General features: G+C 42.6%; 12 protein-coding genes. 11 read left to right on the top strand and 1 reads right to left on the bottom strand.

Going from position 1 to position 15,423, the window contains the following annotated elements:
- The 11 genes from Xsze_RS22595 to cml form a co-directional block, all read left to right on the top strand.
- Positions 1-571, top strand: a 571-nt coding sequence (locus tag Xsze_RS22595; protein WP_244590061.1) for a transposase, incomplete at its 5' end; no start/stop codon positions are given.
- A gap of 213 nt (positions 572-784) precedes the next feature.
- Positions 785-2,170, top strand: a complete 1,386-nt coding sequence (glmU, locus tag Xsze_RS04400) for a bifunctional UDP-N-acetylglucosamine diphosphorylase/glucosamine-1-phosphate N-acetyltransferase GlmU (RefSeq protein ID WP_038240072.1) — start codon at positions 785-787, stop codon at positions 2,168-2,170.
- A gap of 222 nt (positions 2,171-2,392) precedes the next feature.
- Positions 2,393-4,222 carry a glutamine--fructose-6-phosphate transaminase (isomerizing) gene (gene glmS / locus Xsze_RS04395; RefSeq protein WP_038239732.1) on the top strand — a complete coding sequence of 610 codons (1,830 nt, stop codon included), beginning with the start codon at positions 2,393-2,395 and terminating at the stop codon, positions 4,220-4,222.
- Positions 4,223-4,695: 473 nt separating this feature from the next.
- Positions 4,696-7,803: a type I restriction endonuclease subunit R gene (locus Xsze_RS04390; RefSeq protein WP_038239734.1), complete on the top strand. Its 3,108-nt coding sequence runs from the start codon at positions 4,696-4,698 to the stop codon at positions 7,801-7,803.
- Positions 7,797-9,434 (top strand): HsdM family class I SAM-dependent methyltransferase, encoded by a 1,638-nt coding sequence (locus Xsze_RS04385; RefSeq protein WP_038239737.1) that lies wholly within the window; start codon positions 7,797-7,799, stop codon positions 9,432-9,434. The genes Xsze_RS04390 and Xsze_RS04385 overlap by 7 nt, the downstream gene beginning before the upstream one ends.
- Positions 9,424-10,683, top strand: a complete 1,260-nt coding sequence (locus Xsze_RS04380; RefSeq protein WP_051462458.1) for a restriction endonuclease subunit S — start codon at positions 9,424-9,426, stop codon at positions 10,681-10,683. Before Xsze_RS04385 ends, Xsze_RS04380 begins: the two co-directional genes overlap by 11 nt.
- Positions 10,683-11,225 carry a hypothetical protein gene (locus Xsze_RS04375; RefSeq protein ID WP_176553641.1) on the top strand — a complete coding sequence of 181 codons (543 nt, stop codon included), beginning with the start codon at positions 10,683-10,685 and terminating at the stop codon, positions 11,223-11,225. Before Xsze_RS04380 ends, Xsze_RS04375 begins: the two co-directional genes overlap by 1 nt.
- Positions 11,226-11,228: 3 nt before the next feature.
- The gene (locus Xsze_RS04370) at positions 11,229-12,065 is read left to right on the top strand and encodes a hypothetical protein (RefSeq protein ID WP_038239741.1); all 837 of its coding nucleotides are present in this window, start codon (positions 11,229-11,231) and stop codon (positions 12,063-12,065) included.
- 251 nt (positions 12,066-12,316) lie between these two features.
- Positions 12,317-12,622: a type II toxin-antitoxin system TacA family antitoxin gene (locus Xsze_RS04365; protein ID WP_038239744.1), complete on the top strand. Its 306-nt coding sequence runs from the start codon at positions 12,317-12,319 to the stop codon at positions 12,620-12,622.
- Positions 12,603-13,145, top strand: coding sequence for a GNAT family N-acetyltransferase (locus tag Xsze_RS04360; RefSeq protein ID WP_038239746.1), 543 nt, complete (start codon positions 12,603-12,605; stop codon positions 13,143-13,145). The genes Xsze_RS04365 and Xsze_RS04360 overlap by 20 nt, the downstream gene beginning before the upstream one ends.
- A gap of 317 nt (positions 13,146-13,462) precedes the next feature.
- The gene (gene cml / locus Xsze_RS04355) at positions 13,463-14,656 is read left to right on the top strand and encodes a CmlA/FloR family chloramphenicol efflux MFS transporter (protein ID WP_038239749.1); all 1,194 of its coding nucleotides are present in this window, start codon (positions 13,463-13,465) and stop codon (positions 14,654-14,656) included.
- Between the two features lie 103 nt (positions 14,657-14,759).
- On the opposite strand, the gene Xsze_RS04350 is transcribed toward cml, so the two are convergent.
- Positions 14,760-15,392 (bottom strand): LysE family translocator, encoded by a 633-nt coding sequence (locus Xsze_RS04350; protein ID WP_038239750.1) that lies wholly within the window; start codon positions 15,390-15,392, stop codon positions 14,760-14,762.
- Between the last annotated feature and the right edge of the window lie 31 nt (positions 15,393-15,423).

Genomic DNA, 15,423 nt, shown 5'->3' with positions numbered 1-15,423 from the left:
CATTTGCCACCTGACCCTGCAACTGGGGCTCACCCCGGTCATCAGCTATCGTCGCCCAAACAAAGGCCCTAATACGTTCCAAAAGAAACAGTTTATTTATGACTCGCAACACGATTGCTATACCTGCCCGCAGGGCGAAAAGCTGATTTATACCACCACCGACCGCCAGGGATACCGCCATTACCAAACAGCCGCCGGCATTTGCCAGAACTGTCCACAGCGGTCGGCTTGTACACGGGCTAAAAAGGGAAAAACCATCACGCGGCACCTCTGGGAAACGAGCAAAGAAAAGGCTCAATACATTCGGTTAACGCCGTGGGGCAAAAAAATGCATAAGCGACGAAAAGAAACGATAGAGCGCAGTTTTGCGGATGCCAAACAGCATCACGGGCATCGTTACGCCCATTTTCGCGGGTTGCTGAAAGTGCAGATACAGTGCCTATTGGCGGCCACCGCGCAAAATATCAAGAAGATAGCGTTACTGGTGGCCACGCTTTGTTGGTTTTATCTGGGGTTCAGCCGTGAATGTAGTCGATCAACCATCCCATCACGTTCTGGAAAAGGGGAATAACGGGCATGAATCAGAAAAAAAACGAAGAGGAGGGTTGATAATGGAGACGGCAATGGTATGGTTTCAACGCGGTTTGTCAGCAGTCTGAAGCCAGTTAGTGAAAACTAACTGGCTTTTTTGCTTTTATTGCATTTTTGCGTTGCGAAATATGTGGCAATTTATTTTGCAAACGAGTTTACTTTCATACTTAAAATTGGAATTGTCAGGTTTCTTATGTCTATTATCTCAAACAGTCACAGTGCTAAAAGTGTCGTTCTCCTTGCCGCAGGAAAAGGAACCCGCATGTACTCTGCTCTTCCCAAGGTTTTGCACTTGCTGGCAGGTAAGCCGATGGTTCAGCATGTCATTGACACAGCAATGGAACTGGGTACCCAAAATGTTCATCTCGTCTACGGACATGGTGGTGACTTGATGAAACAAACACTTTCCAACCAAAATTTAAATTGGGTACTGCAAGCTGAACAGCTTGGAACAGGCCATGCCATGCAACAGGCAGCACCGCATTTTGCCGATGATGAAGATATCCTGATCCTCTACGGTGACGTACCTTTGATTGCCAAAGACACTTTAGAGCGTTTAATTGAAGCTAAACCAGAAGGCGGTATTGGCTTACTGACGGCGATTTTGGATAACCCCACGGGATATGGCCGCATCATCCGCGAAAACAGTGAAGTTACCGGCATTATCGAACAGAAAGATGCCACGGAAGAACAGCGTAAAATCAACGAAATTAACACCGGTATTTTAGTTGCGAATGGCGGAGACTTGAAACGTTGGTTATCCGGGCTGGAAAACAACAACGCACAAGGTGAATATTATCTTACTGATATTATTGCACTGGCACATAAAGAAGGTCGTCAAATCAAGACTGTGCATCCAAGCCGTTTAAGTGAAATGGAAGGCGTTAACAATCGCCTGCAACTTTCGGCATTGGAGCGAATTTATCAGTCTGAACAGGCTGAGAAACTCTTGTTGGCTGGGGTAATGCTACTCGATCCGGCACGTTTTGACTTACGTGGAACACTGGAGCATGGCCGTGATGTTGTGATTGATACTAATGTGATTATCGAAGGTCATGTGACATTGGGAAGCAACGTTCATATCGGTTCTGGCTGTATCCTGAAAAATTGCGTTATTGGTGATGGTGCAATAATTAGCCCTTATACCGTCATTGAAGATTCAGAGCTTTCAACTGAATGTACCGTCGGGCCTTTTGCACGTTTACGGCCGGGTACCAAACTGGCTGAAAAAGCTCACGTTGGCAATTTTGTTGAAATGAAAAAAACCTCACTGGGCAAAGGCTCTAAAGCGGGCCACCTGACTTATCTGGGTGATTCAGAAATTGGTGCGAACGTGAATATTGGTGCAGGAACCATTACCTGCAACTATGATGGTGTAAACAAATTCAAAACCATCATTGGTGATGATGTCTTTGTGGGTTCCGATACTCAATTTGTTGCACCTGTGACGGTAGCGAAAGGAGTGACCATTGGTGCAGGAACAACAGTCACAAAAGATGTGGCTGAAAATGAGCTGGTTATCAGCCGAGTGAAACAAACACATATTAAAAACTGGCCACGACCAGTTAAGAAAAAATAAATAAGATATACCCATAAAAAAATCCCCAATAGATTTCAGGTTGCGGCGCGGCGGTCAATGAACGAAGCCAACAACGCTGCGGCTTGAAAGATGAAGGGGATAACCCCCAATCTCTACAAAGCTCGGGGGCGGCAAACGCCATAACGCGAGTTGCTGTAAAACAATCAGGTTGTGCGACATAAAAGGGGCGTTTTAATCGCCCTGCTTTTAGGAATAAAACACATGTGTGGAATAGTTGGTGCTTGTGCACAACGAGATATTGCAGAAATACTGATCGAAGGTCTTCGTCGTCTGGAGTACCGTGGTTATGACTCTGCGGGCATAGCTGTCGTTGACAGTGAAAACCGCATGACTCGTCTGCGTGAAGTCGGCAAAGTGCAAATGCTGGCGGATGAAGCAGACAAACATCCCGTCATTGGTGGTACAGGGATTGCCCATACCCGTTGGGCGACTCACGGAGAGCCTAATGAGCGCAATGCTCATCCTCATGTTTCTGAACATATCGCCGTCGTGCATAATGGCATTATTGAAAACCACGAAGAACTGCGTGAAGAATTAAAAGCGCGTGGTTATATCTTCTCTTCTGATACGGATACAGAAACCATTGCCCACCTTGTGCATTGGGAACAACAACAAGACGGCTCACTGCTGGAAGTGATCCAGCGTGTGATCCCGCAATTGCGCGGTGCTTATGGCACTGTCATTATGGATAGCCGTAACCCTGACGTGCTGGTGGCTGCGCGCTCTGGCAGCCCATTGGTTATCGGCCTTGGTGTCGGTGAAAACTTCCTGGCCTCTGACCAACTGGCGTTACTGCCAGTAACCCGCCGTTTTATCTATCTGGAAGAAGGTGATATCGCAGAAATCACGCGCCGCACGGTTCGCATTTTTGATGTGAACGGCGAAGCCGTTGAACGTGAGCAAATTGAATCCAACGTTCAGTACGATGCCGGTGACAAAGGTGTTTATCGTCACTACATGCAGAAAGAGATTTACGAACAACCGATGGCTATCAAGAGCACATTGGAAGGCCGTTTCAGCAACGGTCAGGTCAACCTGTCAGAACTGGGCGCTAACGCGGCAGAACTGCTGTCTCAGGTTGAGCACATCCAAATCGTTGCTTGCGGAACCTCTTATAACGCGGGCATGGTTTCACGTTACTGGTTCGAATCATTGGCGGGAATTCCATGTGACGTAGAAATCGCTTCTGAATTCCGTTACCGCAAGCCAGCACGCCGTAAAAACAGCCTGCTGATCACCTTGTCCCAATCGGGTGAAACGGCAGATACCTTGGCCGCCCTGCGCTTATCCAAAGAACTGGGCTACCTGACTTCGCTGACCATCTGTAACGTCGCAGGTTCCTCTCTGGTGCGCGAATCCGAATTTGCCCTGATGACCAAAGCCGGCGCTGAAATCGGCGTAGCCTCTACCAAAGCCTTCACGACCCAGTTAACCGTACTGTTGATGCTGGTGGCTTACATGGGACGCCTGAAAGGTGCTGATGCAGCATTGGAGCATGACATAGTTCATGCCCTGCACGCCCTGCCAAGCCGCATTGAAAGCATGTTGTCCAAAGACAAACTGATCGAAGCATTGGCGGAAGACTTCTCTGAAAAACACCACGCCCTGTTCCTCGGCCGCGGCGATCAATACCCGATCGCAGTTGAAGGTGCGCTGAAACTGAAAGAGATCTCCTACATTCACGCAGAAGCCTATGCTGCGGGTGAACTGAAACACGGCCCATTGGCGCTGATTGACGCGGACATGCCAGTGATCATCGTTGCACCAAACAACGAATTGCTGGAAAAACTGAAATCCAACATTGAAGAAGTCCGCGCCCGTGGTGGTGAGCTGTACGTCTTCGCGGATCAGGATGCCGGTTTCACCAACAGCGAAAACATGAAGATCATCCCCCTGCCACACGTAGAAGAACTGATCGCCCCGATCTTCTATACCGTTCCTCTGCAATTACTGTCTTACCATGTTGCTTTGATCAAAGGTACGGATGTGGATCAACCGCGTAACTTGGCGAAATCAGTGACGGTGGAATAAGGTTGGTTTTTTTAAGGTAATTGATTAACCCTTAAGTATATAAAATTGAAGTTTCCTAAATCCGGTTATGCAAAACATAGCCGGATTTTTTTATGTTCTTTGTGGTGATTTACAGGATATATATGGGTTTTGATTTTTATAAATTAAATGTCATATAAATCAATTAATAATGTGATTTCATTTGTTTTTTTATATTTTAAACCAGCAATTAGTCGGGATTTAAACATACAAATAGACGGAACTACAGCCAGCAATTGGACGGAGTAACCTCTAGCAAATAGTTAGCGTTGAACTCGAAAATTAAATCTGCCTTATTACCGATATGTGTTACTTTTTTATTTTATATCTTTCAATTAATTAGATATTGAACGATGAATTTATAATATATTAGGAAATTAGTTGTAATTTTTAACTATGGCAGGTGAGTTATCACTAATGCTTACTTATAAAATTAAAATAATCAAAGGCATATAATGAAATTCAACGAAGATTCCCGTGTAAAAATCCCCGTTATCTTGCACTTGATGAGATTAGGTTATCGCTATTTGTCACTTAAGAACCAGACTTGGGATGTAGCAACAAATATCTTTCCTGAGCTCTTTAGTAACGCGATTACCCGTATTAACAACGGCATTGAAGACGATGAAGTCTATCGTTTGCTCGAAGATGTAAAACTGCTGCTCGATAATGACGATCTTGGACGTGCTTTTTTTGAGCGCCTGACAGATCGCTCAAATACCAAGCTGCTCGATTTTGAAGATTTTAACAATAATAGTTTCCATGTTGTCACTGAGTTAACTTGCCAGAATGGTGATGAGGAATTCCGCCCAGACATCACGCTATTAATAAACGGTATGCCATTGGTATTCATTGAAGTGAAGAAGCCAAACAATCGTGAAGGCATCTTGGCGGAACGTGATCGTATCAATAAACGTTTTCGGAATCCAAAGCTTAAGCGGTTTGCCAATATCACCCAATTCATGATTTTTTCCAATAACATGGAATATGATGATGGTGATCCTGAGCCGATTCAGGGGGCATTCTACGCAAGTAGTTCATACCATGAGCCAATATTTAATTACTTCCGTGAAGAGGAAGTGCTGAATCTTACCGCACTACTTAAGTCGCTATCGGATGATGACGAGATCAATGTACTAAAAGACAATAACCTTGAAGTTATTCGTTACAATCCAGAGTTCCTGACGAATAAAGACCCAAATCGCCCAACCAACCGTATTTGTAGCTCTTTGCTCAGTAAAGAGCGCCTTGCTTTTATACTGCGTTATGCGTTGGCTTATGTGTCTGAAACGGATGGGCTACAAAAGCACATCATGCGTTATCCACAACTGTTCGCGACGAAGGCAATCGAACATAAGTTAAGCCAAGGAAGTAAAAAAGGTATTATCTGGCATACCCAAGGTAGCGGCAAAACAGCATTAGCGTTCTACAACGTCCAATTTTTGACGGATTATTTTCAAAAACGGCAGATTATTCCAAAATTCTACTTTATCGTTGATCGTCTGGATTTGTTGCAACAGGCGCAGCGCGAGTTTACTGCCCGTGGCCTGATGGTACACCTCATCAATACCCGTGAGGACTTTGCGCGTGACATCAAAGCCATGCAGGTGATCCACAACCATTCTGGTAAACCGGAAATCACCGTCGTTAATATACAAAAATTTCAAGATGATCCTGATGTGGTTTCGACTAAAGACTACAATATAGCGATCCAGCGAGTCTATTTCTTAGATGAAGTGCACCGTAGCTATAATCCAAGAGGCAGCTTTCTGGCAAATTTAAGTCAGTCAGACACCAATGCCATTAAAATTGGTCTGACAGGGACGCCATTATTGGGAGACGATTACAATTCTCGCGCCTTGTTCGGCGATTATATCCACAAATATTATTACAATTCTTCCATTGCTGATGGTTACACTCTGCGCTTGATCCGTGAGGAAATTGCCACCAACTACAAAATGACGCTGCAAAAAGCATTGGAAGAAGTTGAAATAAAAATGGGTGATGTAGACCGCAAAGAGGTTTATTCCCATCCAAGTTTTGTGGAGCCGATGCTCAACTACATCATTACTGACTTTGAGAAAAGCCGTGGTGCATTAAATGATGCCAGCATCGGTGGCATGGTTATCTGCGATAGCGCTGAGCAAGCTAAGCAGATGTTTGAAATATTTAATGCGGTTTATGCCGAAAAACCTTTGCTGCCTAAAAAAGAAGCTGTTCGCGTACTGGAAATGGCTGAACCTCAGATAACGTCTTATGGTGAGTCGCTCAAACAGGCGCAAAAAGTCAAAAGCGCAGCGCTCATTCTTCATGATATCGGCACTAAAGAAGAGCGTAAAAACTGGGTGGAGGATTTCAAGGCCGGCAAAATTGACTTCTTATTTGTCTACAATATGTTGTTGACTGGCTTTGATGCCAAGCGTCTGAAAAAACTATATCTTGGGCGCATTATCCGTAAACACAATCTGTTGCAGGCACTGACTCGGGTTAACCGAACTTATAAAGACTTCCGCTACGGCTATGTCGTGGACTTTGCCGATATCCGCAAAGAGTTTGATGCAACCAACAAAGCCTATTTTGAAGAGTTACAATCAGAATTAGGTGACGAAATGGAACACTACTCACACCTGTTTAAATCTCAGGAAGAGATAACGCAGGAAATTGAAAATATCAAAGATGTGTTGTTCCGTTTCGAGACTGAAAATATGGAAGTATTCTGTGATCAAATCAATCAGATTCAGGACAGGGAAACTGTACTGGCACTGAAAAAAGCACTGGCTGATGCCAGAAGCCTGTATAACCTTATTCGTCTGCAAGGTGAATACCGTTTTATAAATGAGCTGGATTTCGCCAGACTGAATATACTTTATCGTGAAACCAGTAACCATCTGGAGCTACTTAACCTCAAGCAGGACTTGGAACAAGGTACGGACACCAGCAACTTGCTAAACCGCGCGCTGGAAGATGTGATCTTCAAGTTTGTAAAGATTGGTGAAGAAGAGCTGGTCATCGCCGACAAACTAAAAGATACCCTGCGCCAGGCTCGCGAAGCGTTGGCCGATAACTTTGATCAGCAAGATCCCAAGTTTATCAGCTTAAAAGAGGAGCTTGAGCGTTTGTTTAAGAAAAAGAACTTAAGCGCAGTGACTCAGGATGAAATGGTGGCTAATATTAACGCCCTGAACAAAATTCATGTTCGCATTAAGGAGCTGAATCGTCAGAATAACCAACTGTGTCAGAAGTATCATGGTGACACCAAATACACCCGTATTCATAAACGCCTGCAAGAACGCCAGCGGGATAAAAGTGACATTAGCGAATCTGAACGTAAGATTTTTATTGCGTTGATGAATGTAAAACAGGATGCCGATGAGCAAGTGCTCAATAACAACCAAATTTTAAATCATGAAATTTATTTTGGACGTCAGATGATGCGGCAGGTGTACAAGCGCTTTATAAATGAACAACAGATTGAATTGAGTAATGATGCTTTACATTTTGTTAATCAATTAGTTGTAACAGAATACTTGAAAGAATTTCATACAGGAAGTAGTACGTGGTAGAAGTTAAATTTAGAAAAGAAACAAAGGATTTGATCGACAGCCTGAAAAGCATTTGTGCCAACTATGGACTTGGCAATGACGGTAATGAATTTAAAATTATTACCCAAGTTTTTCTGTACAAATTTTTAGTCGACAAGTTCGCCTTTGAAGCGAAAAAGATCAATAAAGATATTGCGCGAGCTGAAAATGGGGAAGCGATGCTGGCGCAAATGAGTGAAGACGATTTAGATGATTTGCAAAACCAAATGGGTGGTGATACTGCATGTCTGGAGCCGGTATACTTTATCAGCCGTTTGTCCAGCCGACAAAATGAGCCTAATTTTGCCAAGATGTTTGACGATACCCTGATGGGTATCGCTGCCATCAATAACGATGTGTTCGCAGTGAAAACTGATGGTGGTGCGAAAGTGGTGCTATTTGACCGCATTAGTCAATATGTTGCTGATGAATCCAAGCGGGATGACTTCTGCCGCGCCATCATCAACCAGTTGGGGAAATTCAGCTTTGAGCGCATTTTTACCCAAAAATTCGATTTTTACGCCACCATCTTTGAATATTTGATTAAAGACTACAACAGTAACGCTGGTGGCAAATATGCCGAGTATTACACGCCCCATGCTGTAGCGCGGATTATGGCCGCCATACTGGTGCCGGAAGAACAGCGAGGTGTTGTTCGTAATGCCAGTTGTTATGACCCGTCTGCGGGTTCAGGTACCTTGTTGATGAACCTCGCCCATGCTATTGGCGAAGATCGTTGCAGCATCTATACACAGGATATTTCACAAAAATCTTCCAGTTTGTTGCGGCTGAACCTGATCCTGAACAATCTGGTGCTTTCTATTCCCAATGTCATTCAGGGGAATACGCTACTGCATCCGTACCACAAAGATGGTAAAGAATTAAAGCGCTTTGACTATATTGTCTCTAATCCTCCATTCAAAATGGATTTTAGTGATTATCGTGATGATCTGGATAGCAAAGAGAATAAAGCACGTTTCTTTGCTGGAATTCCAAAGATTAAAGCTAAATCTAAGGACAAAATGGAAATCTACCAATTGTTCTTACAGCACATCATTTACTCGCTAAAACCTGATGGTAAAGCGGCAGTAGTGGTACCGACGGGGTTTATTACTGCTCAATCAGGTATTGATAAAGGGATTCGAGAATATCTGGTCAAGCACAAAATGCTGGCGGGTGTAATCTCTATGCCATCGAATATTTTTGCGACCACCGGGACTAACGTCTCTATCCTGTTTATTGATGCCAGCAATAAAGATAAAGTAGTGTTGATTGATGCTTCGAATTTGGGTGAAAAAGTCAAAGACGGTAAGAACCAGAAAACCGTTCTTACGCCAGAGGAAGAGCAGCAAATTATTGATGTTTTCAATAAAAAATGGACAGAGGACGATTTCTCTGTAGTTGTTGGTTATGACGAAATTGCTGCAAAAAACTACAGCTTAAGTGCTGGTCAGTATTTCGATGTCAAAATTGAGTATGTGGATATTACCCCAAAGCAGTTTGCTGAGAAGATGCAAACATTTACCAATAATCTGGATAATATGTTTAACCAATCACGAGAACTGGAAACTGAAATTAAAAAGCAGTTGGCAGGGTTGAAGTATGACTACTAATCTCTGGCCAAGGGTAAAGATATCTAATTTATGCGAGCTTATTGTTGATTGTGTAAATAAAACAGCTCCGAGCGTTGACTATGAAACCCCCTACAAAATGATTAGAACTCCGAATATCAAAAACGGAAAAATTAACTTAGCTGGTTGTCGTTTCGTCGAAAAAGAAATATTTCAAAAATGGATTCGACGCGCAACTGTAGAAAGGGGCGATGTTTTGCTAACTCGCGAAGCTCCAATGGGGGAAGTAGGATATGTTAATTTCGAAGATACTGTATTTCTTGGCCAGAGAATAATGCAGTACAGAGTTAACCCTCAAAAGTTAGATTCAGACTATCTTCTATACGCATTTCTATCACCAGATTTACAATCTCAGTTTCGTCGGCATGATAGTACTGGGTCTATAGTTAGTCATATTAGAGTTCCTGACTGCTCAGAGTTTGAGATAAACACGCCACCTATAAATGAACAAAGGAAAATCTCAAAAGTATTGAGGAAAATTGATGACAAAATCGAACTCAATAACAGCATCAATTCTGAACTGGAATCAATGGCCAAGACCCTGTACGACTACTGGTTTGTACAGTTCGATTTCCCCGATGCTAATGGTAAACCTTACAAAAGTTCAGGTGGTAAGATGGCCTACAACCAGATTCTGAAACGGGAGATACCGGAGGGGTGGGTAGTGACCACAGTTGGTTCAATTGGCAAGACTGAATTAGGGGGAACGCCATCAACAGCAATAGAAGAATACTGGAAAAATGCAGACATTCCATGGTTGAGTTCGGGAGAAATGGCCTCTTTTCCGATCATAACATCCGAACAGAAGATTACTCAGGCAGGAATTGATAACTCGGCGGCTGTTTTGCTACCTAAAGGAACTGTGGTAATTTCCATTGTTCGTTATATTCGTCCTTCGATATTGGGTATCGATGCTACAACGAACCAATCTGTAGTAGGAATTCGAGAATGTGGCTGGCTTAAGAGTTCTTTTATCTATCCGTATTTTTGCAGTGAAGTACCAAGATTAATGGGGCTCAGGACAGGAGCTCAACAGCCACATATTAATAAAGGCGTTATTGATGAAAGTCCGATAGTTATACCCCCACTATCTATATTGAATAACTACTACAAAGTAGCCGATCTGATTTTCGAAAAAATAATGAATGTCGCTTTTCAAAAGCATGAGCTAATCAAGCTTCGAGACTGGCTTCTCCCAATGCTAATGAACGGTCAAGTAACGGTGAAATAATGAACTTAGTGTTTCGGCTACTCTTAACCTTTAATGCTACGTCATTGCTGGTCATTATCTTTCTGGTTCAGAAAGGCTATACCTTGGGGCATTTTTTAGCTAAATGTTCCTATTTGGTCGGGCTGCCGAACGCTGTCTCTTATATTGCTTACTTACTGGTGCCAATTATCCTTACTTGGCTAAGCATCCGGCTCAGCCGCTGGCTTGGTAAAGACAGTTTTGAACCTGGTCAGATAATCAGTATTGAACATGCTAATAACAGCTTCTTACCCAGTTACCTAGGCTACTTTTTTGTCGCACTAAGCGTTGGTAATTGGGAAACGTTACTGTTTGTTTACGGCATCTTGTTTGTTTTTACGTTTTTATCACAAGCTCTTTATTTTAATCCGCTATTCTTATTATTTGGCTTTGATTTTTACAATATCACCACTAAAAATGGTGCTGTGGTATTTTTAATCAGTCGGAACAAATATAAGACGCCTGGTAGTATCAGCATCAAAGAGGCAGGTCGTATTAACAATTATACTTTTATTGAGCGGTGATTAATGAGTCATTTAATTGCACAAATAAAAACGAGAAAAAAGGAAAAGCTGTTTAAGCTTATTACTGAACAAAGCAGGATATTTGAAATTGATACCGATAATCTTGCCTTAATAGGTTACGATGTTGACCATAACCTTGATGAAGGTGCTTGGTTTAAAGTAGATCAATTCAGTTGTCAAGATTATTATCCTGATTATCTAAAGCGTGATTTTGTTGCAGCGGAATATAATTCTCTACCTAAAAATGAGTTTACTAAAATAGCTTATTTATGCTCAGTTCAGGATGGAAACTTCTTTTTTCAGAAGGTTTCGCCTTCCGTTTATCTCACTAAAAAACTCCTCGGTTTCGGTGACATTGCCTACCTTGAAAATAGCGAGACGCGTCTCTGTATTAACCGATACCCTGACGCTATTTATTTTCCTCAACAGGACAGATTAGTATTTAAGAAGTTGGCAACAATCTCGAGTATTTTCATTGGTATTGATGTCCTGTATAAAGAAGCCACTAATGAGGAAGTTCAGCAATTCTTAGAACAGAATTTTATTGAATTGGCTGATGGTTATAGCCTGAGTAAAGTATCTAAACCGAATCGTGCTCGTATTGCTTTAATCAGGGACACATTATCTTCTATTATAGAACCAGACAATCGAGAAAGAATGCTGGCTTATATACGAAGTTACAGTGATGAGTCTCTTACATTTGATGAGGCCAACCAGAAGTTTGAGGTTAAAAATGATGAGCAACTCAAAACGTTACTATATGGAATTGCGGAGCGATTTTACACAACGGAATTAGGGCACAAGAAGCGTTTAGCTAACTCTGTACAAGACTTGAATTAGAGAGAAGGGTGAATGAGAGGGCCTGTTCAGCCAGTTTGTCGCCCATTTTCTTTGATCGGATCAAACAGAGGGAACAGCCTGAAACCGACAATTAGTCGGCGCTAAAACCAGCAAATAGACGCCATTAAAGTGTCAAATTTTCACCTTGCATGTACGGCTAATAGCCGTACATATTTGCTTATAATCCCACCAAATGCTATTCTCCGTCAGTACAATAAACAAACACCACAGGAATAAACCGGAGTTACCCTATGGCAACAATATCGGTAAAAAAACCTCACAAAGAGGTTAAAAATGCCCGTGTAGAGTTAAAAACCAGCACTGAACTAAAAGAAACTTTGCGTCAGGCAGCACAGGTTGCGGGTGTGGATTTAAGTGCTTTTATTCTGAATGCGGCTTTTGAACGGGCTGAAAAGGTTCTGGAAAACCAAAAGCGCCGCGAGTTAGATGAAGAAAATTGGCGTAATTTGAATATGCTGATTGCTGAACCTGCGTCACCGACCCTTGCTTTACGTGCTTTGATGAGGAAGAACAAAGATGGAAAAGCTGCTAAATGAAATTAGGGTTGAATACATTTGTGAAAACTATCAAATGAATATGACATACCCGGGGCAAAAGCACTTCGATTGTGGCAATCCTATTATTAATCGTTATGTTCGCAGCAGCCTTAAAAGCAATGTCGCTAACGGAAACTGTGTTTCTAAAGCTTTAATTGATGCACAAACTGGGGAGTTACTTGGTGTATGCAGTTTCACCGGTTATTCGCTGGCAAAATCTCGTTTGAGTGGGGTTTTAACGGGTTCAATGCCAAGTGACCTTTCTGTTGTTCGTTTGATAATGCTGGGAGTCTCGGTTAAGCATCAAAAGCAAGGATATGGTCATATTTTAATGAAGGAATTTTTAGATCACGCGATTAAAGTTCATCATGTGATGTCGCTTAAAGGAATATTTTTGGATGCCGATCCTGATGCCTTTGCGTTTTACACGCTTCTTGGATTTGTTGAATTGGGCGTTCCTGCATCCAATGGAACAACGCCCATGTTTTTAAAGATTCAGGATTTATTGGCAGTTGTAAAGTGACTTTATGGGTTAACCATCCCCCACATTTAAATAGCGAACCACGATTAAAATAATTAAATCAGGGAATCGGTGAATATTAAGACAATATTTGATTTTACCAATAAAAGTACATAGGCTTTATGGCGAGTACGTAAAAACGACAATTTGGATAAAAACGATTAAATATCACAAGGATATAAATATGGCTCCCGCCTTACAAACAGTTCGCTAAACCGCAACAACCTTTTTCATTAGCAGTTGTTGCGGTAATCTCCTCTCTTATTAATCATTAATAGGCAGGTTGCCGCCAGATCACACTTTCTGAGCGGATTTTTGTCATGTCTAATAAAACTTCCCCCGTTTGGGGTTACTCTTTATCGTCAGCACTTGTGCTGATGGCACCTTTTGATCTTCTCGCTTCGCTGGCAATGGATGTGTACTTGCCCGTCATTCCGGCTATGCCTGCTGCGCTTGATACATCCCCCGCCATCGTTCAATTGACGCTGAGCATTTATATGATTTTACTTGGATTTGGTCAGCTGATTTTTGGCCCGTTGTCGGATAGCATTGGCCGACGCCCCGTCGTATTAGGGGGCGCATTGCTTTTTGCTATCGCCTCCTTTGCCCTTGCGATGACAAGCCGTGGTGAACTGTTTGTCGCATTGCGGGTTTTGCAGGCGTTGGGGGCATCTGCGGCGCTAGTGGCGACTTTTGCGACGGTGCGGGATGTTTATGCTGACAGGCCTGAAAGTAGCATTATTTACAGTCTGTTTAGTTCAATGCTGGCGTCTGTTCCTGCGCTCGGGCCTGTTCTCGGTTCAGTCATTGCGCTGGCTTTTGGCTGGCGGGGGATTTTCGTGATGCTGGGTGTGCTGGGATTGTTGGCATTTGCTCAGGCTCTACTGCGATGGCATGAGACTCGGCCACCCAAGCAGGATAAACAGGGGCTGGCGATTGCGCTGATTTTGTCTAACAAGTCGTTCTGGATCTATACCCTCGGATTCAGTGCTGCATTGGGATCATTTTTCGTGTTCTTTTCTACTGCGCCCCGTGTACTCATGAGCCTTGCAGGTTTTTCTCAGATAGAATTCAGTATCGCCTTTGCGACAGTTGCTCTGGTCATGATCGCTGTGACGCGTTTCGCGAAATTGTTCGTGGCACGTTGGGGTATTCAGGGAAGTTTCTTGCGAGGTTTATTGGTTATGATGGCGGGAGCGATTATTTTAGCGGCTTGCGCTGTTTTCTCTAAACCCTCGTTTATGACATTTGTGATACCAATGTGGTTGATTGCGGTGGGTATGGTGACAGTGGTTTCGGTGACGGCAAATGGCGCGCTTCGGGATTTTGGGGATGCCTCGGGTACGGCTGTTGCGCTGTACTATTGTATTCAAAGTCTGATTGTCGGTGGTGTGGGTACGTTAATGACGTTGGTGCTGTCTGGTGATACCGTTTGGCCGCTGGTGGCTTATTCCTTCGGAATGCCAGCTATCAGTTTCATCGCATTCGCTGTCTTGAAACAGAAAACAAAATGAAAAAACAGTTGTTTTCTTCGGCACTCTTGCTGTTTTTTCATCGTGATCAAAGCATTTTATTGTATGTGCAGCCGGAAGGCTGCACAACGGGCAATCGTCACCGTTAAAACTGGCTGATCGCTAAATTAATGGCTAGCGCGATAAAGATGAAACTGGTTATTTTATTTAAAACAGTTTGTATTGAGGGTTTGTTAGCTAAAATATCATTTAAAAAACCCGATAAATAAGAGATTAATGTAAAAACGAAAAATGCAATAATGGCAAATAGTAGCCCCAAATATAATAGTTGAAATGGAATGGGTATTGTATTCTTGCTGTTAATGGTAAATTGAGGGAGAAAAGCCAAAAAGAAAATAATCACTTTAGGATTTGATAAATTCATTATCAATCCTTTTTTAATTAATTGATTTGTCTGGTTAAATTTCTCATTACTGGTTTTTAAGCAAGCAGGCTTTGCATTGAAAGCTCCCCAAGCAAGATAACTTAAATAAATCACACCCAATATTCTGATGATTTCAAACGCGACAGCATTTGCGCGTATCATGGCTGAAATACCGAGTGAAACCAAAGAGGTATGTATTAATAATCCAATACATAGCCCAATGGTAATTGATACCCCTGCTTTACGCCCATTTATCGCTGATTGACTCAGCACTAAAATATTGTCAGGGCCGGGCAACAGACATAAAAATGTTGAGATACTGATGAATGCAATAAGTGTTTCCATGGGGATCATTGATATTTCCAATATTATAATTAGTTAATTT

This window comes from Xenorhabdus szentirmaii DSM 16338, assembly GCF_002632585.1.
Lineage (GTDB): Bacteria > Pseudomonadota > Gammaproteobacteria > Enterobacterales > Enterobacteriaceae > Xenorhabdus > Xenorhabdus szentirmaii.
This window is presented reverse-complemented; position numbering and strand designations above follow the sequence as displayed.